The following is an 18002-nucleotide window of genomic DNA, read 5'->3' on the forward strand; positions in this document are numbered from 1 at the left end:
TTTCTTATCACCGCCTGAGAGGGCGGCTTTTTTATTTCGGCCCCTCTCACCTGCACAGGCGGTCCCGGTGTCTCCCCGCCCGGCGGGTACACTCGCCCTCATGCGGGCGCTTGTGGAGGCGATTCGGGAGCAGGGGCAGGTCCTGCCGGGCGGCATTCTCAAGGTGGACGGGCTGATCAACCACCAGCTTCTCCCCGGTCTCACGCGCGAGATGGGCGAACGTTTCGCGGCGGGCTTCGCGCCCCTGCGGCCCAATAAGGTCGTGACCATCGAGGTGAGCGGCATCGCGCCCGCGCTGGCGACGGCGCTCGTCCTCGGCGTGCCGCTCGTGTACGCGCGCAAGAAGCGGCCCGTGACCATGCACGAGCGGGTCTACACCGCCCGGTCGGTGAGCCGCACGAAGGGCGGGGTGGTGGACCTCTTCGTGAGCAGCGAGTACCTGGGGCCGGGCGACCGGGTGGTGGTCGTGGACGACTTCCTCGCGTCGGGCGGCACGTTGCGGGCGCTGTCGCACATCATCGCGGGGAGCGGGGCCGACCTCCTCGCGCTGGGCTGCGTGATCGAGAAGGGCTTCGAGGAGGGCCGCGCCAAACTGGCCGACCTCGGCGTGCCGATCCTGACCCTGGCGAACATCGTCCGCATGGGCGAGGAGGGCATCGTCGTGGAGGAGGGGCGCTGAGCTGGGCCGAAGGTCTGATGTTGGAAGAATGAGGCTGTCTAAAGCCCACCCTCAGAGCAAGGTGGTGGCGGGTCTCTACCCTGGCGGTGGAGGACGTGACCCCTTGACCCAGCCTGACCCCCGCTCCGCCCTCATCCCCGACCAGAGCGCCCGCGTGAACGTGGCGACCTACGCCACCTACCCGGAGGCGCAACGGGCGGTGGATTACCTCAGCGACCAGCGGTTCCCGGTCGAGCGCACCGCCATCGTGGGCGAGGGGCTGAAGACCGTCGAGCAGGTCACGGGCCGCCTCGACTGGGGCCGCGCGGCGACCCTGGGCTTCGGGCAGGGCATCTTCATCGGTCTGTTCATCGGCCTGCTGTTCGGCCTGCTGGGACTGGGGGGCGGCAATCTGATCTATGCCGCCGCCTACGGCATGGTGATGGGTGCCCTGACGGGCCTGCTGTGGAGCGTCGTGGGCTACGCGATGAGCGGCGGGCGGCGCGACTTCACCTCCGTCGGCGGGATGCGCGCCGAGCGGTACGTCATCCTCGCCGACGCGGAGGTGGCCGAGCAGGCCAGGACGCTGCTCTCCAACCTGCCAACACGTTGAATCTGTGGCCGGAGCCGGGGAGAGGAGACTTCTCACAAAAGTTGCAAAAAGCAGAAGGCCAACGGCGAGCGCCTGGTGCTTCGCGCCTTCTGTCCTTGACCCTCAGCGCGCCACCTCGCAGGGGGTCTGGTGCCTACGCGCTCATCCCCCGGCTCCCGTGCAGGGTCCGTTCCACCGCCTCAGTCACTTCGGCCTCGAAGCGGCGCAGGTGCTCGCGCAGGCGCTCCAACTCGGAAGGGCCGAGGTCGCGTAGCCACAGCACGGCGCGGCCCAGCACGGCGAAGGTGAGGGGGCTGTCGTCGTCCTCGTCCTCGTCGTCCACGGGGTCGAGGTTCAGGGTGCCGTAGTCGAGACCCTGGTTCATCAGGTTCATGCCCATCAGGATGTCGGGCAGCGAGTCCTCCTCGACGTACAGATCGAGGTCGAGGTGAAGGCGGACGATCACGCCGCCCCGGTGGTCCGCGTCCGCGAACAGCGCCACCCGGCTCTCGCCGTTGCGGACCAGCGCGCCGTCCTCGACCGTCTCGACGGCCATGCCGCTCGCCTGGAGCGCCCGCACGATGCGCTGAAGTTCGGTCATGCGCGCGAGTATAGAGCGGGTGGGTGCGGGGAAATCGGCGGGACGGCACCTTGAGACGGTTTCCCTTCCGCCGCCGGGAATCCGGCTCATGCTACGTTCCCCGGATGTACGAGGACGTTCGGCGCATCGGTCCACTGACGGCGACCATCCCACCGCTTGAGGTCGCGGCGGCTGAACGTGCGCTCGGCCTCACGTTTCCCCCCGGATACCGGGAGTTCCTGGCCGAACTCGGGCTGGGGACCTACTGCACCGTCGTCATGACGTTCGGCCCGGCAATGGTGATGGAGCGGGTCCAGAGGGACCGTCAGGTCTGGGCGAACCACTATTATTGGAAGAATCCGGAAGTTCTCCCACAGGCCGAACTTGCTTACTGCGTCATGACTGCCCGGACCATCGAGGGCGACCAGATCGTTCTCCACTCAGGGCGTCCGGAGTCCGTCTACATCCTGCCGAGGCAAGTGCTCGAAATCCATGAATTGCCCGGAGACTACCGACGCGTCCTCGACTGGATAGCAAGCGCAGGCGTGCTGTACAAGCCCATTCAGGAAAGGTACTTCCAGAGCATTCCCTCCGGGGACACTCGGGCGACTCAGGGAGGAGAACCAGGAACGGGTTGAGCCGGGTTCCTGGAAGAGACGACCTTTCCTGACATCACGGCGAGATGCGGGACCTCTCTCTGCTGTCCCTTACCCGTGGTACACCCACGCCCCGCCTTGCCACGTGCGCGCCAGTTGCCCCAGCAGGTGCAGGTGTTCGGCGTGCGCCAGCGTCTCGGCGAGGGCGAAGCGTCGTCCGGCGGTGTTCAGCTCGCGGTTGAACATGGCGAGGGACAGGCCGTAGGCGCTGCGCGGCTCACGGGTCGCCTCGGCGCGGATGAAGTCCAGCCGCTCGTGGTGGTGGGCGCGCAGCTCACGGGCGCGGGCCTGCACTCCCTCCATCACGGGGCCGTGGTGCCCGACGACGGCGCGGGCGGGGTTGAGCGCCTCCAGCTTGCCGAGCGTCTGGAGGTAGTCGCCGAGGGGATCGGGCCGCGTGTAGGCGTACAGGCCCACGTTCGGGGAGATGCGCGGGAGGATCGCGTCGCCAGCGATCAGCAGGCTCTCGGCCTCGTTCCACAGCCCGAGGTGCCCGTCGGCGTGGCCGGGCAGCCACAGCACCTCCCACTCCCCGCCCGCCAGAGGCACGCTCTGGCCCTCGCGCAGGGGCTGGACGCGGCTCGCCGGGTGGACGCGTGCCCGTCCCCGGCGGCTGTCGTGCTCCAGCGTCTCGACGAGTTCGGGTGGGAGGCCGTGGTCCCGCATGTGCTTGATGTGGCCGGGCAGCCACTCCTCCCACAGGTGCCAGTACCGCTCGCCGCGCCCGATCTCCACGTCGAGCATCTGCACCGCCGCGCCGCTGCGTTCCTCCACCACGCCCGCCAGCCCGTAATGGTCCGGGTGGTGGTGCGTCACGATCACCCGCTCCACATCCCCCCAGTGCAGCCCAAAGGCCGCCAGTCCGTCCTCTATGGCCTGCCGTGCCTCCGGCGTGTCGAGCGCCGTGTCGATCAGAGTCACCGGGCCACCCGGCGGCGCGTCGATTAGGACCGTCACCGTCTTCATGGGGTAGGGGATGGGTACCTGGAGGGCGTGCAATGTGCCGTGAACGCGGGTCGGTGCGGAGGCGGGCGTGGTCATGGGGGGGAGGCTATCACCGGCTTCCATCTGCCGAGGAGGGGGACTTTGGAGAGTCGCCAGTCGCCAGTCGCCAGAGCGGGCGGGAGTTCTTAAACATTCAACGTCAGGGCTTCCACCCGAACGCCGCCTTCCCCGTCCAGATATAGCCACGCGCACGCGACGGGCAGTGAGAAGCGCCGGGGGCCGACCGAGCCGGGGTTGAGGTAGGTCACGCCGCCGCGCTCCTCCAGCTTTGGCTTGTGCGTGTGCCCGCTGATCACGACATGAATACCTGCTGACTCAGGGGAGAGGTCGAGGTCGTCCAAGTTGTGCAGGAGGTAGACGCCCATTCCGCCGAACTCCACGAGCAGCGTCTCGGGCAGGCTGGAGAGGGGCGGCGTACGGTCCACGTTCCCCCGAATGGCGTGGACGGGGCCGGACGACTCCGCCCGCAACCCGTCCAGAACCTCCGGCCTCCCCACGTCGCCCGCGTGGAGCACGGCGTCCGCCTCACGAACGAGGGCCAGGACCTCCGGGCGAAGGAGGCCGTGAGTGTCGGAGAGGACGAGGAGCCGCATGGGCCGAGTCTACCCTTCCCGCTGGCGGCTGGAAGCTGGCCCCTGGCCGCCCCAAACAATAAAAAACGCGCCCCCAACGAGGAGGACGCGTTGCGACTCGCGGCGTTTACAGGCGGCGCAGGATCGACTGGAGGCTGGGGCTGTCGGCCCAGCCCACGCCCTTGTCCACGTAGGTGCGGGCGGCGGTGCGGTCGCCGCGCTGGAGGGCGATGTAGGCGAGCTTGGCGGCGCTCAGGGAGGCGAGCTGCTTTTCCTGGTCGGTCAGCTCACCGAGGCGGTTCCACGCGTTGTAGGCGTTGATCCACCACTGGGTCTTGGTGTAGAGCTGCGCGAGGTACGCCTGGTAGTCGCGGTTGGTCGCCTCCTGGTTGGCGGCGTAGAACGCGTGGGTCACGGACGCCTTCCAGAGTGTGCGGTCGTAGAAGGACACGGGGTACGCCACGTCCGCCTGCACGGCCAGCTCCTGCGCGCGCGTGAAGTTGTCGGCGGCGCTCAGGGTGGTGGGGTCCACCTCCGTGGCGGGCGCGGCGGTCGTGGTCTGGGTCGTGGTCGTCTGGGTGGTATCGGTGGTCGTGGTGCTGGTGTCCGCCGGAGCCGGGGTGGTGGTCGTGTCCGTCGGGGCCGCCGGGGTCGTCGTGTCGGCGGGGGGCGGCGTCGTGGTGTCCTGCGCGGCGGCGAGGCCAGCGAGGGCAAATGCGGTCAGCATGAGAATCTTTTTCATAGCGAGTCGCATCTTAGGACGCTACCCTTGCGGGCGTCTATCGACCTCGCCACCCCGTAAAGGGACTGTAAAGGAGCTCACCTTCACATGAGGAAAATCCTCTCGCTGTCTTTGGCCCTCTGTCTCCTCGCCCCCGCCGCCCTCGCCCAACCGGTTACGCCGTCCGCCCCCTCACCCGCCCAGGTCGCGCCGAGGGTGACGCCGCTGGGCGACCTCAAGGTGGTGTCCAGCATCGCCGTCACCGATGGGGGAGACCTCATCTTCGTCGGCTCGGATGCCCGCGTTCACCGCACCGACGCGCGGGGCGTGGAGAGGTGGAGCTACGCCGTGGGCGACCTGGGGCGCGCGCATCCCGTGATCACGCCGCAGGGCACGGTGATTGCCGCGTCCTACGACGACCACATCTACGCGCTCGACGCGGCGGGCCAACTGTTGTGGCGGACGAGGCTCGATGGGGACATCTACGCCAGCCCGGCCCTGCGCCCCGACGGCAGCGTGATCGTCGCCACGGCGGGCGGGACAGTGTACGCGCTCTCCGGGGCGGGGCAAATCCTCTGGAGCTTCAAGGTCGGCTCGCCCGTGTTCAGCAGCCCGCTCGTGGCGGCGGACGGCACGATCTACTTCGGTGGGCAGAACAACCAGCTCCACGCCCTGACGCCGAACGGGACGCTCAAGTGGGCCTTCCGCGCCGGGTCGCTCGTCTTCAGCTCCCCGGCGCTCGACCGTGCGGGCAACATCTACTTCGGCTCCAGCGACCGCCGCCTGTACTCGGTGGACCCCGGCGGCAAGCTGCGCTGGACGCGGGCGACCGGCCTCTTCGTGAACGCCAGTCCCATCGTGACGAGCGGTGATCTGGTCGTCGTCGGCAGTTACGACGGCAACGTGTACGCGGTGGACACGGCGGGCAGGGACGCGTGGGTGTACACCGCCGGATCACCCGTCGTCGCCCCCGCCGCCGAGCTGAGCGACGGAACGGTCGTGGTGGGGGACCTCAAGGGCACCGTCCACGCCGTCGGGAAGACGGGGGGACTACTGTGGCGCATCGAGTCGGGCCGCAAGATCGACACGCCTGTGGCGGTGAGCGATGCGGGTACCCTCTACTTCTCCGGGGAGGGCGGGGCGCTGAATGCCGTGGAGCGGCAGCGGCCCCTGGCGGACGGCCCGTGGACGAGCTTTCGCGGTGTGCCCGCCGGATGGGGCCGGGTGTTGACGGCGACCGAGGCGGCCACCCGCACCGCCGCGAAGCGGGCCGCCGCGACCGCCGTTCTTGCGACCGTGCCTACACCGAACGTGCCCGCGCCGAACACGCCCCGTCCGGCCCAGCCCGTTCCCACGCAACCGACCCCCACCCAGCCCGCCCCCGTCACGCCCCCACCAACTCCGGTCCTCACGCCCGAGCAGTACGCGCAGGCCGCCGGGCAGAGCGCGCGGACACTGGACGGTCAGGTGTACCTGCCGCTGCGGGAGCTGACGGGGGCGCTGGGCACGCCCATCCGCCTGCTGACTCCGCGCACGGCGACGCTGGCGCTCCCCGACGGCACGGGCACGCAGGCCGCGCAACCGGGCGTGCCCGTGCCCGTCCGCTACGTGGACCGCGCCGCCTTCGTGCCGCTGGCCGCCCTCGCGGACTTGCCCGGCGTCACGCTCGCCGCCCGCCGCGCCCCCGTCGGTGTGACCGTCACCCTCGCGGGCCGCACCGTCACCCTGCCGCTGAATGTGCCCACCCTGACGCCCCTCTTCGGCCAGCCGGAATACCCGGCCCTCATCCGGCGCGGGGGGTAAGGGGCGGGCGTGGCCGCCGAACCCACCTTGAGCCGGACGGCGCTTCTCGGCGTGGTCCGGTCCACCTACGGGCTGGACGTGAACGACCTGACCTTCCTCCCCGGTGGGACGGCCCCCGCCTACCGCGCCGAGGGACCGGGCGGGAGCTTCTTCCTCAAGGTCTTGCCGAACACCCCCTCCGGCCTGCTGGCGGCGGGGCGCGTCGCGGCGGAAGTGCCCCTGCTCCACGCCCTGCGCCGAAGCGGAGTGCTGACCCGCGTGCCCCGTCCCGTCCCCACCCTGAGCGGTGCCGATCTCGCCGAGGTGGAAGGCCAACTGCTCGTCGTCCACGGGTGGAGCGAGGGGGAGAACCTGTCGGCGGACTGGCGGGGGGCACTGGACGCCCTCGCGCCCCTGCTGGGACGGTTGCACGCGGGAACACGGCAAGTCACCTCGGTTGTGGCGGGGTTGCCCGTCCCCCCGGAGGACTTCGACCTGCCCTTCGAGCGTTCGTTGACGGAAGACCTGCGACTTCTGCGAGACGGTCGGTACGACGCCCGCCCCGGCGTTCAGGCGCTCCGTGACCTCCTGCTCCCTCTTGAGGCCGACCTCGAGCGGCTTCTGGCACGGGCACGGTTCTTCCAACAGGCCGTCCGTTCCCAGTCCCGCGAGTTCGTCCTGTGTCACACGGACGCGCACGGCGGCAACGTCATGCGGGACGCAGCGGGGGAACTGTGGATTATCGACTGGGAGACGGCCCGGCTCGCTCCGCCCGAGCATGACCTGTGGATGCTCCACGCCCGGCTGCCGGAAGTTCTGCCCGCCTATGAGGCCGCCGCCGGACGGAAGATTCGGCTCGCCCCGAACGTATTGGGTTTCTACTTCCTCCGCCGCGTGCTCGAAGACCTCGCCTATGACGTGGCCCTCATCCTCCACGAGAACACCCGGCCCGAGCAGGACGCGGCCAACCTCGGCGTGCTGGAGCGGCACATCCTGCCCAGCCTTGCCCGCACCGAGGAGGAGTTGGCGTGGCTGGAAGCGGCCCTTCGCTCCTGAGCTGAACGACGGGAGACCCACCGTGGTGGGGGGCTTCCGTCCTGCTGGTCCGCTCTCCCTCACCCCGGCCTGAAGCCGAAGTTCGCTGCGGCTGGGGTCGTCGCTCTGGCTCGAACCATATGGATGAGAGCGGTTGACGAAAGAAGAGGTGTCACCCTGAGGGCCGCGAAGGGCCTCCTATCACGAGGTGGAGGATGCTTCGCGGCCCTCAACATGACCATTCCTCTGCCAATGCCAAATGCTGTAGACGGAACAGCAAAAGGCCGGAGGGCAGATTCTGGTCTCAGTCTCATGCCAGGACTTGCCCTCCGCCCTGTGAAGGCCTACTTCACCCGCGTCAGCGTGCAGCGGACATTGACGGCGAGGGCCTCCTTCGAGGGCACCACGGCGGAGGAAAGACGGTAACTATCTACCTTGCCATTCATGTAGATGCCCTGCAGGGCCTCGCCGGGTGCTACCCGCACCGGACGGGGGACGGCACAGGTCCGGGGTGCCGTCCCGCTCGCCTCCAGGTCAAACCGGATGATCGTCAGGAAGGCGGGCGTTCCGTCGTCGTTTTGCTCGACGATGAAGCGGTCGCTCACCATTCGCGCCTGAACGAGTCGGCTCTTCGTGTAATAGAAGTAGCCGTCCCTGCCCTCGTCGCGGAGGGTATCGACCAGCAGCTCACTTTCCCCCCGCTGACCCTCGACGGTCATGGTCCACACCTGCCCTGAGCTGACGAGGCGCGGCGTGGAAGCGGAGGAGCTGGAGCTGACGGACGGGGCGCAGGCGGCGAGGAGAACTGGAAGAAGGAAGAGAAGTCGCACCCGGAGAGTCAAGCAGAACCGGGCCTGTGTCGGGGACGAACATGCGAACCCCCCCTGACGGGGGGAGTGGGCACCGCACGGGACGAGAGACAAGCCTACAGGATGCGCCGACTCATCCGGTCCGAGGCGGCGAGGCTGCCCAGCAGGGCCAGTCCGGCGAGGGCGGCGACGAAGCCCGACACCTCGCGCGGCTGGACGGTCCAGCCCAGCGAGCGGCCCAACTCGCGGTAGATCGTGTTGAGCTGACCCGACGACCGGGCCTCGAAGTAGCGCCCGCCCGTGGAGGAGGCGATCTGCTTCAAGGTCTCGGCATCGAAGCCTCCCCAGAAGCCGCCCCAGCCCGCGCCGCCCGGATCACCGTTCTCGGTGCCCAGGCCGACGGTGTAGACCTTGACCCCGAACTTCTTCGCCTGCGCCGCCGCCTCCAGCGGGTCCGAGCCGCTGTTGTTGCGCCCGTCGGAGAGCAGGACGATGGCCGCCGCCGGGAGGTTCTTCGTCTCGGTCGCGTTCGGTCCGCGCTCCGGCAGGGCGTTCAGCCCCTCCAGCAGCCCCTCCCCGATGGCGGTGCGGCGAGCCATGCCCAGCCCGTCGATAGCCGCGAAGACCTCCTCGTGGCGGGTGGTGGGCGGCGCGTTCAGGACCGCGTACCCGGCGAAGGACGCCAGCCCCACCCGCGCCCCCTGCGGCAGCGACCGCACGAAATTGCGCGCCGCCTCCTGCGCGGCCACGAAGCGGCTCGGCTTGATGTCCTGCGCCTCCATCGAGCGCGATACGTCGATGACGAGCATGATCGTCGTCCGGTTGTCGGGCAGCGGCAGCGGGGCCGTGGGCCGGGCCAGCGCCACGAGCGCCAGCGACAGCGCCCCCAGGTACAGCAGCGCCGGGAGGTGCCGCCGCAGCGGGCGGGGCCGCGCGCTCGCCTGCGCCAGCAACCGCAGGTCGGGGTGCAGCACGGCGGCCTCGGCGGGGCGGGGCAGCCCGCGCAGGTACAGCCACACGAACACGGGCAGCAGCGCCAGCGCAGCCAGCGCCCAGGGCCAGGTGAAGCTCATGGATTTACCTCCGGTCCTCGGGTGGGGGGGAGTCGCCGGTCGAGGGGTCGCCAGCCGCCAGCGGCCAGTCGCCAGGAAAAACTCGGAGAGCCTCCGCGTCTTACTAGCCTTTCCGTCAGCCTCTCAAGAGGGTGAGGCGTCCCGACGCGGCCATATGTAGAACTCAGTTGCCCCCCCGCTGAACGCCACTTCCCCTGTCCCCACTCTGGCGACTGGCGACTGGCGACTGGCGACTCTCCCCTCACGGCACCCTCCGCTGCCACGCCAGCGCCAGCCCGCCGCCCAGCACGAGCAGCAGCGCCGCGAGTCCGGCGAGCGGGCCGCCGAGACCCAGTTCGCTCGGCTCCCAGCGAATCGCCGTGCCGAGGTCGCGGTACAGGCCGCGCAGCTTCTCGGGGTCGGGCGGGAACAGGAACTCCCCGTCGGTCAGTTGCGCGAGGCGGCTCATCTCGCGCGTGTCGAAGGGCACGAACACGAGCTGCCCCTCCACCCGGCTCACCGCGCCGCCCTCGGTGCCCAGGGCGACCGCGTACAGCTTGACCTTGTGGTCCGAGGCGAAGCGCGCGGCAATGAGGGGATTGGCCCCCCGGTTCGAGATGCCGTCCGAGAGGAGCAGGATCGCGCCCGGTGGGAGGGTCTGCGGGTCAATCGGGGTGGCGTTGGGTTGCGGGGGCAGTTCCAGCAATTCGCGCGGCGGCACCGCCTTCTCCCGGCCCGGCAGCGCCCGCACGCCGCTGACCATCGCCCCCGCGAAGGAAGTTGCCTGCGCGGGCTTGACCCGGTTCAGGGCGTCGAGGACCGCCTGACGGTCGGTGGTGGGCCGCACGAGGACCGAGGCGTTGTCGGAAAAGGTCAGGAAGCCGATGCGGGTGGAGGCCGGGGCGAGGTCGAGGAACTGCCGGGCGACCTCGCGGGCCGCCTCCAGCCGGGTGGGCTTCACGTCGTCGGCGAGCATGGAGCGCGAGGCGTCGAGCGCGATGATCACCGACGCCTTGTTGACGGGCAGGCTGGGCTTGGCGACGGGCTGCGCGGCCCCGAACAGCAGCAGCCCCAGCGCCCCGAGTTGCAGCCCGAGCGGCAGCCACGCCCGGCGCGGGTTGCCCGCCCGCAGCACCGAGCCGAGGAGGTGCGGATCGGCGTAGGTCTGCGCCCGTTTCTCGCGCCGCCGCCCCGACGCCACGAGTGCCCACACCGCCAGCGGCAGCAGCAGCAGCAGCCACAGCAGGGCCGGAAAGCCGAAGGTCATGTCCGCCTCCCCCGCCGCGCCGCCGCGAAGCGCAGCAGCGGCCCCACCGGGTCACGCTCGGTCCCGAGGTCGAGAAGGTCCACCCCCGCCGTCCGCAGCGTGCGCCGCAGCGCCTCGTCCCGCTCGCCCACCAGCCGGGCGTGGGCCGCGCGCACCCCCGGGTCGGAGGTGTCGAGCCACAGCTCCCCGCCCGTCTCCGGGTCGCGCAGCCGCAGGCCGCCCACGTCGGGCAGGGACCGTTCCGCCGGGTCCGACACCCGCACCGCCACCACGTCATGCCGCTGTGAGAGCCGACCGAGCGCCCCCGCCCAGCCCCCCGCGCCCGGCGTCGCCACCTCCAGGAAGTCCGACACCACGAACAGCAGGGAGCGCCGCCGCAGGGTGTTCTCCACCGCGTTCAGGGCCGAGGCGAGGTCCGCCGCCGGGGACGCGCCGGGCACCACCCCCCGCGAGAGCAGGGTCATCACCGCGAGGGCCTGCGCCCGCCCGCTGCGGGGCGGCACCATCCCCGAACTCGGCCCGAACGTCACCGCCCCGATCTTATCGCCGTGCCGGGTGATGACGAGCGACGCCACGCCCGCGAACTCCCGCGCCAGGTCCCGCTTGAGCGCGCGGCGGGTGCCGAAGCTCATGGAGGCGGACGTGTCCACGATCAGCCACGCCGTCAGCTCGCGCTCCTCGCGGTACTGGCGGACGTGCAGCCGCCCGCTTCTGGCCGTCACATTCCAGTCGATGCGCCGCACCTCGTCGCCCGGCTGGTACTCGCGCACCTCCGCGAGGTCGAGGCTGGGACCGTAGAACAGCCCCCGGTAGTCCCCGAACAGGAAGCCGTCGAGCCGCCGCACCACCTTGAACTCCAGCCGACGCAGGAGATGGGCGGGCACCTCCAGCGGGGGCCGGGCCGGGGCCGGAGCCGGGACGGGCGGCGGGGCCACCACCCGTTGACGACGCCTAAGCAGGCTCATCGCGCGTCACGACCGGCGGGGCGGCCCCGTGCGGGTCGCCGAGGTGGACGCGCGGCAGCGGCACGGCGGCGACGAGTTTGCCCACCAGCTCCTCGACTTTCACTTCCTCCGCCAGCCCCTCGTACGAGAGCATGATGCGGTGGCGCAGCACCTCCGGCGCGAGGTCGCGCACGTCCTCCGGGAGCGCGTACTCCCGCCCGCGCACGATAGCGAGGGCTTTCGCGCCCAGGATCAGGTTCACGCTGGCGCGCGGGCTGGCCCCATAGGTGATCGCCCGGCTCAGCTCGGGCAGCCGCACCGCCGCCGGGTCGCGGGTCGCCCGCGCGAGCGTCACCGCGTACTCCATCACCGACGGGTGAACGTACACCCCATCGGCCATCGTCTGCAACTCGCGCAGCTCGTCGGCGGAGAGCTGCACCGCCACGGGCGCGAACGACTGCGAGACCCGCTCCACGACCGTCATCTCCTCGTGGAAGCTCGGGTAGCTCACGATCACCTTGAACATGAAGCGGTCCACCTGCGCCTCGGGCAGGAAGTAGGTGCCCTCCGACTCGATGGGGTTTTGCGTCGCCAGCACGAGGAAGGGATCGGGCAGCCGGAAGGTCTGGAGGCCGATGGTCGCCTGCCGCTCCTGCATCGCCTCCAGCAGCGCCGACTGAATCTTGGCGGGCGCGCGGTTGATCTCGTCGGCCAGAATCAGGTTGGCGAACACCGGGCCGAGTTCGACCTCGAAGGCCCCGTCCCGCTGGTTGTAGATACGCGTCCCGATCAGGTCGGCGGGCACGAGGTCGGGCGTGAACTGGATGCGCCGGAAGGAGGCCCCGATGGCGTCGGCGGTCGTCTTGATCGCCAGCGTCTTGGCGAGGCCGGGCACGCCCTCCACGAGCACATGCCCCCGCGCGAGCAGCGCGACGAGCAGCCGCTCCAGCAACAGGTCCTGCCCGACGATGACCTTCTTGACCTCGAACAGCAGCGTGCGGAGCCGGGCCGAGGCGTTCGTGACGGCCTGCGGAGAGAGCGGAGTCAGCGGAGCGGGATTCGTCATCAGACCCTCATATCGGGAGCGGAGGTGGGCGGCAGGCCGGGCAGCGGCAGGGAGGGCGCGTCGAAGGGCTGGATGGGGAAGAGTTCGTTGTCGCTGCCGGGTTGCCCGTCGCCGCGCTCACCGGGGCCGGGCTGCTGGCCGGGTTGCTGCCCCGGCCCCGGCTGCATGCGGTACATCTGCCCGTCCTTGAACATCAGCACGGTGCATTCACCCTGACCCGGCTGCTGTCCCTGTTGCTGGGGACCGGGTTGCTGCCCCTGCCCCTGGCCCGGCTCGTCACCGGGGCCGGGCACGAGCGGGAAGACCTCGCGCGGATCGTTCGGGTCGGTGGGCGTTTGACCTTGAACCTGCACCAGAGCCGCCCCGAGACCCGAACGGGCCGTTTCGGTGGCGGAAGGGGCACTCAGACGGCCCGCCGCGAAACTCAGCCCGAGGGCACCCGCACCCAGGGCCAGCCATAGCGCCTTCATCCTGCACCTGCCCGGACTGCACCTGCCACGAGGAGACGAGGGGGGAACAACTCCTGAACCCGGCCAGCTTGAGCGGTCACGTCGGCCTCCTGGGGAGTGGGAGGAAAGGGGCGTGGCCGCAGTCTAGGCCCTGATTCTGGGAAAAGATTGAAGTCCCCGCCCTTTTGCCCTCCCCGCGCCGGGCAACTCCGCCGCAAAGCAGGCCCGTGTTAGATTCGGGGCAACGGCGGCCTCCGCCCTCCCCCGAGGTATTCCATGATCCTGACCCTGTTCATCATCCTCTTCGCCCTCGTGTGCGTGGGCCTCGTGTTCTTCGTTCTCCTCCAGGTGCCCAAGCAGGCGGGTCTCACCGCCAGCATGGCCTCCGGCGGCTCGCTGCTCGGCGGGCGCGGAGTGGAGGGCGGCCTCATCCGCGTCACCAGCGTGCTCGGCGGGCTGTTCATGCTCCTCGCCCTGCTCATCAGCTTCGTCTCGCGCTGAGTGCCGCCTCGCGCCCTCACGGGTCGCCGCTTCCCGACGGGGGCGGCGGCCTTGTCGTTTGTCCTTCCGTGGTCGAACAAGGTACATTGGGCCAACCCCGGCTCGCTCATCTAACACGCCTCTTTGAGCAGTTCGTGACAATTTTCCCGGCAACGTAGCGTCTTCTCTTGACCTCTTTGGAGTCGGTTCATATATTGGCAGCGCTGGAACCCCTTCAACCTTCTGCCCGAGTTGCATCCCGGCCCGTGCCGGGGATGGCGTCTCCCGTTTCCCCAGTCCATCTTCGAGCCTCAGGAGGCTTCCCATGAAGAAAGCACTGTTCTTTACGCTGGCGATGACCCTCGGGTCGGCGGTCGCGGCCCCCTTCGTCCACCCGGCGGCCTGGACGGCGGAGCAGAACACCGCGAACAAGCGCGGCGGTGAGTTCCGCAGCTACGTGATCTCCGACTTCAAGACGATCAACCCCTTCACCTCGGCGGAGGCGGACAGCATCCCCGGCACGATGGACACGGGCACGGGCCTCTTCACCCAGGACCCCCGCAACGACGACCTGATCCCCTACATGGCGGACGGCGAGCCGGTGGTGAGCAACGGCGGGCGGCGCTTCGTCGTCAAGATTCGCCAGGGCATGAAGTTCAGCGACGGGCAGCCCATCACCGCCGACGACTGGGTGACGACCTACCGCATTCACACCGACGACAAGGTGGGCAGCAACTCCTACGACAGCTTCTTCCTGAACAAGAAGCCCATCACCGTCAAGAAGATCGACAACTCCACCCTCCAGTTCGACTTCCCGCAGGCCAGCGCGAAGGCCCTCGTCATCATGAGCTACGCGCCCTGGCCCGACCACATCTACGGGCAGGCGTACCGCTCGGGCGGCGCGGAGGCCGTCAAGCGGCTGTGGACGCTGGGCACGCCCGCCAGCCAGGTCGTCTCGCCGGGCATGTGGGTGCTGGAGAGCTACCAGGCGGGCGAGCGCACGGTCTTCAAGAAGAACCCCTACTGGGGCGAGTGGAACAAGGACGCTCGCGGCAACGCCCTGCCCTACCTCGACCGCTACTCGTACCGGGTGACGAACGACCTGAACGCCGCGCTCGCCGCGTACCTCGCCGGGCAGATCGACTCCTTCGGGCCGCGCAACGCCGACGACCTCGCGCAGATCAAGCGGGCCATCGACGGGGGCAACCTCAAGGCGACGCTGATCGCCAACGTCAGCCCGCAGTCGACGAGCCAGTGGATCACCTTCAACTGGAACAAGGCCGAGGACCCCGACAAGCAGCGCCTCTTCCGCGACGTGCGCTTCCGCCGCGCCATGAGCCACATCGCCAACCGTCAGGCGATGGTGCAGCTCGCGCTGGGCGGCCTGGGCAGCGAGACCTACTACTCGGTCTACCCGATCTTCAAGAACTACATCAGCGACGCGGCCCCCAAGTACCGCTACGACCTCGCGCAGGCGACCCGTCTGCTCGGTCAGCTCGGCTACACCCGGAAGAACGCGCAGGGCTACCTCGTGAACCGGGCGGGCAAGGTGCTGGAGTTCAACCTCGCCACGAACTCGGGCAACACGGTGCGCGAGCAGCTCGGACGCATCTTCACGGACGAGGCCAAGAAGGTCGGCGTCAAGGTGAACTTCACGCCCATCGACTTCAACAACCTCGTGGGGCAGCTCACCGCGAAGGGCGCGAACCGTCCCTTCGACGCGATCCTGCTGGGGCTGGCGGGCGGCGACAACATCTGGCCCTTCGGAACGAACACGGTGCCCTGCGGCGGCAACCTGCACTCGTACAACAACCCCACCAACGGTGCCTGCCTGACCCCGCAGGAGTCGCTGATGACCAAGCTGTACTACCAGGGTGACGCCACGCTGAACGCGGCCCAGCGCCGCACCATCGGCGCGCAGCTCCTCAAGGCCGAGGCGGAGTTGCAGCCCGTGGTCTACCTCGTGGGTGGCAACTACCACGTCACCTACAGCGAGCGTCTGGGCGGCGCGTACGAGCGCGAGATGATGGACGCGTACTACGGCTCGCGCACCATCGCGCTGACGTTCATCAAGTAAATCCGTCCGCCACCACGTCCGGGGGTGGCTCGCGCAAGCGGGCTGCCCCCGACGGCCTATGAACAGGAGCCTCCATGATTCCCTTCCTCCTGCGGCGGGTGGTGCAGGCCATCCCGACCCTGCTGCTCGCCAGCCTCCTGATCTTCTTCGTGATCTCGCTCGCCCCCGGCGACTTCCTGACGCCCGCCAAGCTCAACCCCAACATCAGCGCCGAGCAGATCGCCAACCTGGAGCGCAACTTCGGCCTCGACCGCCCCGCGTGGCAGCAGTACCTGCTGTGGCTGGGCAACATGCTGCGGGGCGACTTCGGGCTGTCCTTCCAGTACCAGCAGCCCGTCCTCGGCGTGATCTGGCCGCGCATCGTGAACTCGCTGTGGCTGGTGCTGCTGATCACGGTGCTGTTCTACGCGGTCTCCATTCCCCTCGGCGTGTACGGCGCGGTGCGGCAGAACTCGCTCGGCGACAAGAGCGTGAACGTGGTGCTGTACTTCCTGCTGGGCTTCCCGTCCTTTTTCATCGCGCTGATCGTGCTGTACTTCATCGTGCAGGCGCGCTTTGCCACAGGCTGGGACATTCCGGTCGGCGGCATGCGGAGCGACAACTACGCGGAACTCAGCCCCTTCGCGCAGGCGCTCGACATCGCCAAGCACCTCGTCATCCCGGCGCTCATCCTGGCGATCACGGACGCGGCGGGCCTGACGCGCGTGATTCGCGGGCAGATGCTGGAGGTCATGCGCTCGGACTACATCCGCACGGCGCGGGCGAAGGGCGTCACCGAGCGCACGGCGATCTGGAAGCACACCTTCCGCAACGCCATCCTGCCCATCGTGGCGGGTATCGGCGGGACGCTGCCGGGATTGATCGGCGGGGCGGGCTTCATCGAGGTGGTGTTCGCGTACCCCGGCATCACGCCCATGCTGCTCAACGCAATTGGCACCCAGGACCTCTACCTCATCGCGGGGTTCACCATGATCACGACCGTGCTGCTCATCATCGGCAACGCGATCAGCGACATTCTCCTCGCGGTCGTGGACCCCCGCGTGTCGGTGTCGTGAGGAGCTGGACGTGACCACCACCGCCCCCCAGCCCCGGCAGGCCCGTGCGCGCCGCGTCCAGTCCCAGTCCCAGTTCGCCGTCGCGTGGGGACAGCTTCGCAAGAACCGCCTCGCGCGCATCGGCGGCACCTTCCTGCTGCTGCTGTACGCCCTCGCCCTCTTCGCGCCCTTCATCGCGCCCGACGGCCTCTCCAACTACTCGACCACGAACATCACCCGCTTCCACCCGCCGACGCCCATCCACATCCGGAACCCCGAGACCGGGGGGCTGACCCGGCCCTTCGTGTACCAGTACGGGCAGCAGCTCAACCCCGACACCTTCGTGAACGAGTTCCGGCCCACCGAGACGCGCTGCCCCATCTACCTCGGGGTGCGGGGCGACTCCTACCGGCTGCTCGGCCTGATTCCCGGCAACCTGCACCTGTTCGGCACGGGCAATCCCGACTGTAAGGTGTACCTGTTCGGCGGCGAGGCGCTGGGCCGCGACCTGTTCACCCGCACGGTGTACGCGGCGCAGATTTCCCTGACCATCGGCGTGGGGGCAGTGCTGCTGAGCACGGTCATCGGCCTGTTCATGGGCGCGACGGCGGCCTACTTCGGCGGCATCGCGGACACCCTGATCATGCGGCTGGTGGAGGTGCTGGCGTCCATTCCGGGGCTGTTCCTCCTCATCCTGCTGCGTGCCATCTTTCCGCAGAACCTCAATCCGATCTTCGCGCTGTACATGATCCTGGGCCTCCTCGCCTTCATCTCGTGGGGGGGGCTGGCACGGGTGGTGCGCGGGCAACTCCTGAGCGTGCGCGAACAGGACTTCGTGTCGGCGGCGCGGGCGCTCGGCGCGGGCAACGGGCGCATCATGTGGCGGCACATGCTGCCCACCATGACGACCTACGTGATCGTGCTGCTCAGCCTCGGCATTCCCGGCGCGATCCTCACCGAGTCGGGCCTGAGCTTCCTGGGCATCGGGGCGGTCGAACCCTACGTGTCGTGGGGCAGCCTGCTCAGCCAGGCGCAGGAGGGGGGCTTCTCCAGCATCACCCAGCGGCCCTGGGTGCTGATTCCCGGCTTCTTCATCGTGCTGACGGTGATGTGCTTCCAGCTTCTCGGGGACGGGCTGCGCGACGCGTTCGATCCGCGCAAGCGGCAGTGAGGGGGCGGTCAGCTTCCAGCTTCCAGCCGTCAGCCGCCAGCGGGAGGTTCGG

The 18002-nt window shown here is 69.3% G+C and carries 19 protein-coding genes; 9 read left to right on the forward strand and 10 right to left on the reverse strand.

Features of this window, described 5'->3' with window-relative positions:
- Positions 1 to 100 precede the first annotated feature (100 nt).
- Both xpt and V3W47_RS05860 read left to right on the forward strand, forming a co-directional pair.
- Complete coding sequence (gene xpt, locus V3W47_RS05855) at positions 101 to 679, forward strand: xanthine phosphoribosyltransferase (RefSeq protein WP_331824251.1); 579 nt, start codon at positions 101 to 103, stop codon at positions 677 to 679.
- Positions 680 to 782: 103 nt separating this feature from the next.
- Positions 783 to 1271: a YflT domain-containing protein gene (locus tag V3W47_RS05860; RefSeq protein WP_331824252.1), complete on the forward strand. Its 489-nt coding sequence runs from the start codon at positions 783 to 785 to the stop codon at positions 1269 to 1271.
- Between the two features lie 133 nt (positions 1272 to 1404).
- Here V3W47_RS05860 and V3W47_RS05865 read toward each other — a convergent pair whose 3' ends face one another.
- On the reverse strand, positions 1405 to 1851 hold the full coding sequence (locus V3W47_RS05865; RefSeq protein ID WP_331824253.1) for a hypothetical protein: 447 nt from the start codon (positions 1849 to 1851) through the stop codon (positions 1405 to 1407).
- A gap of 104 nt (positions 1852 to 1955) precedes the next feature.
- Here V3W47_RS05865 and V3W47_RS05870 point away from each other — a divergent pair, with 104 nt between their 5' ends.
- A complete protein-coding gene (locus tag V3W47_RS05870; protein ID WP_331824254.1) occupies positions 1956 to 2468 on the forward strand; it encodes an SMI1/KNR4 family protein in 513 nt (170 codons plus the stop codon).
- Between the two features lie 69 nt (positions 2469 to 2537).
- Here the strand turns inward: V3W47_RS05870 and V3W47_RS05875 are convergent, their stop codons facing one another.
- From V3W47_RS05875 to V3W47_RS05885, 3 genes are all read right to left on the reverse strand, one after another.
- Complete coding sequence (locus V3W47_RS05875; RefSeq protein WP_331824255.1) at positions 2538 to 3527, reverse strand: MBL fold metallo-hydrolase; 990 nt, start codon at positions 3525 to 3527, stop codon at positions 2538 to 2540.
- Positions 3528 to 3616: 89 nt separating this feature from the next.
- Positions 3617 to 4084, reverse strand: coding sequence for a metallophosphoesterase family protein (locus V3W47_RS05880; protein WP_331824256.1), 468 nt, complete (start codon positions 4082 to 4084; stop codon positions 3617 to 3619).
- 106 nt (positions 4085 to 4190) lie between these two features.
- A complete protein-coding gene (locus V3W47_RS05885) occupies positions 4191 to 4805 on the reverse strand; it encodes a hypothetical protein (protein WP_331824257.1) in 615 nt (204 codons plus the stop codon).
- An 87-nt stretch (positions 4806 to 4892) separates the two neighbouring features.
- Between V3W47_RS05885 and V3W47_RS05890 the strand changes: the two genes are divergently transcribed.
- Together V3W47_RS05890 and V3W47_RS05895 are read left to right on the forward strand one after the other, a co-directional pair.
- Positions 4893 to 6587, forward strand: a complete 1695-nt coding sequence (locus V3W47_RS05890; protein WP_331824258.1) for an outer membrane protein assembly factor BamB family protein — start codon at positions 4893 to 4895, stop codon at positions 6585 to 6587.
- A gap of 9 nt (positions 6588 to 6596) precedes the next feature.
- Entirely contained in the window at positions 6597 to 7622 is a 1026-nt protein-coding gene (locus V3W47_RS05895) for an aminoglycoside phosphotransferase family protein (RefSeq protein WP_331824259.1), read from the forward strand.
- A gap of 323 nt (positions 7623 to 7945) precedes the next feature.
- On the opposite strand, the gene V3W47_RS05900 is transcribed toward V3W47_RS05895, so the two are convergent.
- The 6 genes from V3W47_RS05900 to V3W47_RS05925 all read right to left on the reverse strand — a co-directional run bounded on the left by V3W47_RS05900 (position 7946) and on the right by V3W47_RS05925 (position 13209).
- Positions 7946 to 8320 (reverse strand): hypothetical protein, encoded by a 375-nt coding sequence (locus tag V3W47_RS05900; protein ID WP_331824260.1) that lies wholly within the window; start codon positions 8318 to 8320, stop codon positions 7946 to 7948.
- A gap of 206 nt (positions 8321 to 8526) precedes the next feature.
- Positions 8527 to 9483 (reverse strand): vWA domain-containing protein, encoded by a 957-nt coding sequence (locus V3W47_RS05905; protein ID WP_331824261.1) that lies wholly within the window; start codon positions 9481 to 9483, stop codon positions 8527 to 8529.
- 241 nt (positions 9484 to 9724) lie between these two features.
- On the reverse strand, positions 9725 to 10729 hold the full coding sequence (locus V3W47_RS05910; protein WP_331824262.1) for a VWA domain-containing protein: 1005 nt from the start codon (positions 10727 to 10729) through the stop codon (positions 9725 to 9727).
- On the reverse strand, positions 10726 to 11694 hold the full coding sequence (locus tag V3W47_RS05915) for a DUF58 domain-containing protein (protein WP_331824263.1): 969 nt from the start codon (positions 11692 to 11694) through the stop codon (positions 10726 to 10728). The genes V3W47_RS05910 and V3W47_RS05915 overlap by 4 nt, the downstream gene beginning before the upstream one ends.
- Positions 11681 to 12739 (reverse strand): AAA family ATPase, encoded by a 1059-nt coding sequence (locus V3W47_RS05920; protein ID WP_331824264.1) that lies wholly within the window; start codon positions 12737 to 12739, stop codon positions 11681 to 11683. Before V3W47_RS05920 ends, V3W47_RS05915 begins: the two co-directional genes overlap by 14 nt.
- The gene (locus tag V3W47_RS05925; protein WP_331824265.1) at positions 12739 to 13209 is read right to left on the reverse strand and encodes a hypothetical protein; all 471 of its coding nucleotides are present in this window, start codon (positions 13207 to 13209) and stop codon (positions 12739 to 12741) included. The genes V3W47_RS05920 and V3W47_RS05925 overlap by 1 nt, the downstream gene beginning before the upstream one ends.
- Positions 13210 to 13464: 255 nt before the next feature.
- Between V3W47_RS05925 and secG the strand changes: the two genes are divergently transcribed.
- From secG to V3W47_RS05945, 4 genes are all read left to right on the forward strand, one after another.
- Positions 13465 to 13689, forward strand: a complete 225-nt coding sequence (gene secG / locus V3W47_RS05930) for a preprotein translocase subunit SecG (RefSeq protein ID WP_331824266.1) — start codon at positions 13465 to 13467, stop codon at positions 13687 to 13689.
- A 304-nt stretch (positions 13690 to 13993) separates the two neighbouring features.
- Positions 13994 to 15745 carry an ABC transporter substrate-binding protein gene (locus tag V3W47_RS05935; protein WP_331824267.1) on the forward strand — a complete coding sequence of 584 codons (1752 nt, stop codon included), beginning with the start codon at positions 13994 to 13996 and terminating at the stop codon, positions 15743 to 15745.
- Positions 15746 to 15819: 74 nt separating this feature from the next.
- Entirely contained in the window at positions 15820 to 16800 is a 981-nt protein-coding gene (locus V3W47_RS05940; protein ID WP_331824268.1) for an ABC transporter permease, read from the forward strand.
- A gap of 10 nt (positions 16801 to 16810) precedes the next feature.
- Entirely contained in the window at positions 16811 to 17950 is a 1140-nt protein-coding gene (locus V3W47_RS05945) for an ABC transporter permease (protein WP_331824269.1), read from the forward strand.
- Positions 17951 to 18002: the final 52 nt, after the last annotated feature.

Source organism: Deinococcus sp. YIM 134068 (genome assembly GCF_036543075.1).
Taxonomy (GTDB): Bacteria; Deinococcota; Deinococci; order Deinococcales; family Deinococcaceae; genus Deinococcus; species Deinococcus lichenicola.

Excerpts from the sequence above, each read along its gene's own strand:
- V3W47_RS05935 (WP_331824267.1), top strand. The coding sequence starts at position 13,994 with ATGAAGAAAGCACTGTTCTTTACGCTGGCGATGACCCTCGGGTCGGCG.
- xpt (WP_331824251.1), top strand. The coding sequence starts at position 101 with ATGCGGGCGCTTGTGGAGGCGATTCGGGAGCAGGGGCAGGTCCTGCCG.
- V3W47_RS05905 (WP_331824261.1), bottom strand. The coding sequence starts at position 9,483 with ATGAGCTTCACCTGGCCCTGGGCGCTGGCTGCGCTGGCGCTGCTGCCC.
- V3W47_RS05865 (WP_331824253.1), bottom strand. The coding sequence starts at position 1,851 with ATGACCGAACTTCAGCGCATCGTGCGGGCGCTCCAGGCGAGCGGCATG.
- secG (WP_331824266.1), top strand. The coding sequence starts at position 13,465 with ATGATCCTGACCCTGTTCATCATCCTCTTCGCCCTCGTGTGCGTGGGC.
- V3W47_RS05870 (WP_331824254.1), top strand. The coding sequence starts at position 1,956 with ATGTACGAGGACGTTCGGCGCATCGGTCCACTGACGGCGACCATCCCA.
- V3W47_RS05885 (WP_331824257.1), bottom strand. The coding sequence starts at position 4,805 with ATGAAAAAGATTCTCATGCTGACCGCATTTGCCCTCGCTGGCCTCGCC.
- V3W47_RS05925 (WP_331824265.1), bottom strand. The coding sequence starts at position 13,209 with ATGAAGGCGCTATGGCTGGCCCTGGGTGCGGGTGCCCTCGGGCTGAGT.
- V3W47_RS05920 (WP_331824264.1), bottom strand. The coding sequence starts at position 12,739 with ATGACGAATCCCGCTCCGCTGACTCCGCTCTCTCCGCAGGCCGTCACG.
- V3W47_RS05880 (WP_331824256.1), bottom strand. The coding sequence starts at position 4,084 with ATGCGGCTCCTCGTCCTCTCCGACACTCACGGCCTCCTTCGCCCGGAG.
- V3W47_RS05900 (WP_331824260.1), bottom strand. The coding sequence starts at position 8,320 with ATGACCGTCGAGGGTCAGCGGGGGGAAAGTGAGCTGCTGGTCGATACC.
- V3W47_RS05910 (WP_331824262.1), bottom strand. The coding sequence starts at position 10,729 with ATGACCTTCGGCTTTCCGGCCCTGCTGTGGCTGCTGCTGCTGCTGCCG.
- V3W47_RS05890 (WP_331824258.1), top strand. The coding sequence starts at position 4,893 with ATGAGGAAAATCCTCTCGCTGTCTTTGGCCCTCTGTCTCCTCGCCCCC.
- V3W47_RS05875 (WP_331824255.1), bottom strand. The coding sequence starts at position 3,527 with ATGACCACGCCCGCCTCCGCACCGACCCGCGTTCACGGCACATTGCAC.
- V3W47_RS05915 (WP_331824263.1), bottom strand. The coding sequence starts at position 11,694 with ATGAGCCTGCTTAGGCGTCGTCAACGGGTGGTGGCCCCGCCGCCCGTC.
- V3W47_RS05940 (WP_331824268.1), top strand. The coding sequence starts at position 15,820 with ATGATTCCCTTCCTCCTGCGGCGGGTGGTGCAGGCCATCCCGACCCTG.